Source organism: Shewanella sp. 1180_01, assembly GCF_052850535.1.
The window spans coordinates 1-1,678 of record NZ_VXCT01000129.1; the positions used below are offsets into that span (position 1 = coordinate 1).

Consider the following 1,678-nt stretch of genomic DNA (forward strand, 5'->3'; position numbering starts at 1 on the left):
GATTTCTTGTTTTATCTTGTTAAAGAGCAACTCAATATCCGTAAGAGGACTTGAGTACCACACTGAGCGTCGAACGCTTCCAGTTGGCTAGGGCTGCGTATTCTACGCATTTCCCGTTTCGCGTCAAGGAGTTTTTGCAAACTTTCTCAACACTCATCAATTAGTAAACTTATTGATGAACTGTCACATCAGGCTGCTTAACGCTGTCTGCCGTGTCAGTGGATGCGCATTATAGGGAGCAGGAGATTTTGTGCAAGGGCTTTTTTAACAATCAGCGCCAAGCGAATAAATAACCACCAAACTGCAGAAATATACTGCAATATTGAGCAATATCGCTGTTTGGGTTGATAAGTCTGGCAGAAGAAATCACCTATTGCAGAGGTTTTAATAGATTGAATGGGCATAAACAGAAGTTGATAGCTATTTTTCGCTATATCTGCCAGCAAACCTCTAAAAACGTTATGCCTAGTGTGATGCCTTACTCTTGTTTGCACCTAGCTAATGATAAGCAATGATCAAAAACACGAGCCCTAAGGTTTATGCTCTTCTTGTTTCTCTTTCTCGAGATCTGTAACGACTTGAGTTTGTGCAGCGGCTTGGACTGAGGAGTTCGTTTCGACACTCGCCGCGACATCATCTCCTACAACGTGAGCGACTTTGAGTTTTCTCACCGTTCTGATAGTAATGATCGGGCCTGAAATCGCATATAAGTAGAAGCCGACACATAAAATCAATGCAGGTTGCACCGACACCACCACAAACACACCGACGACCAGTAAGATCACGATAAAGTTAACCTTGCCGCGCCAATCAATTTCTTTAAAGGAGTGATAGCGGAAATTGCTGACCATCAGTAAACCGGTTGCTGCCGTAACAAGGGCCGCAATCCAACTGATATTTCTTCCATCGAGACTGTATTGATTACCAAGCCAAATACTGCCAGCAATAACAGCGGCGGCAGCCGGGCTGGCGAGACCTTGAAAGTAACGCTTATCGGCGACGCCAACTTGCGTATTAAATCGAGCAAGCCTGAGTGCTGCACCTGCGCAATAGATAAATGCGGCCAGCCAACCAATTTTACCTAAGTCCGCTAATGCCCAATTGTAGGCGAGTAGTGCTGGCGCCATTCCGAAGGACACCATATCGGCCATACTGTCGTACTCAGCACCAAAATCACTTTGAGTATTAGTCAGTCTTGCCACTCGGCCGTCGAGCCCATCACAAATCATGGCAATAAAAATGGCTATCGCTGCGGCTTCAAAGTTAGCATTCATGGAAGCAATTACGGCATAAAAGCCAGAAAACAAACCCGCTGTGGTAAAAAGGTTCGGTAATAAATAGATACCTTTATTCTTTACTGTTTGATTTGAAGAATTTTGCATACACTTATTACGCTAGTTCGGTGAAGAGAAGTTAGCTTTCAAGATAACATATTTTATTATCATGTCGATGAGAGACCAGTTAGGGATGATTTCGATGTTAAAAGTGAACACGTTCAGCACTATGCTATGCCGCTGGTTTTGGCTCGGCCTTTTCATTGGCCCCGTTTCTGCGGGCGTTATCTATACTTGGGTCGACGAAAATGGGGTGACGCATTACAGCCAACAAGCCCCGCAAGAACAAACAGCAAAATATCAAGGCGCAAAGATATCATAGAAAACCCCTCTGTCAGGATGAT

2 protein-coding genes are annotated in these 1,678 nt (G+C 44.3%); one reads left to right on the forward strand and one right to left on the reverse strand.

Features of this window, described 5'->3' with window-relative positions:
• Nucleotides 1-530: 530 nt before the first annotated feature.
• On the reverse strand, nucleotides 531-1,382 hold the full coding sequence (gene pssA / locus FW758_RS24395; protein WP_012588345.1) for a CDP-diacylglycerol--serine O-phosphatidyltransferase: 852 nt from the start codon (nucleotides 1,380-1,382) through the stop codon (nucleotides 531-533).
• Between the two features lie 94 nt (nucleotides 1,383-1,476).
• On the opposite strand from pssA, the gene FW758_RS24400 reads away from it, so the two are divergent.
• Nucleotides 1,477-1,656 carry a DUF4124 domain-containing protein gene (locus tag FW758_RS24400; protein WP_446446809.1) on the forward strand — a complete coding sequence of 60 codons (180 nt, stop codon included), beginning with the start codon at nucleotides 1,477-1,479 and terminating at the stop codon, nucleotides 1,654-1,656.
• Nucleotides 1,657-1,678 lie beyond the last annotated feature (22 nt).

Coding starts and splice junctions, on each gene's coding strand:
- pssA (WP_012588345.1), bottom strand. CDS start 1,382: ATGCAAAATTCTTCAAATCAAACAGTAAAGAATAAAGGTATCTATTTA.
- FW758_RS24400 (WP_446446809.1), top strand. CDS start 1,477: ATGTTAAAAGTGAACACGTTCAGCACTATGCTATGCCGCTGGTTTTGG.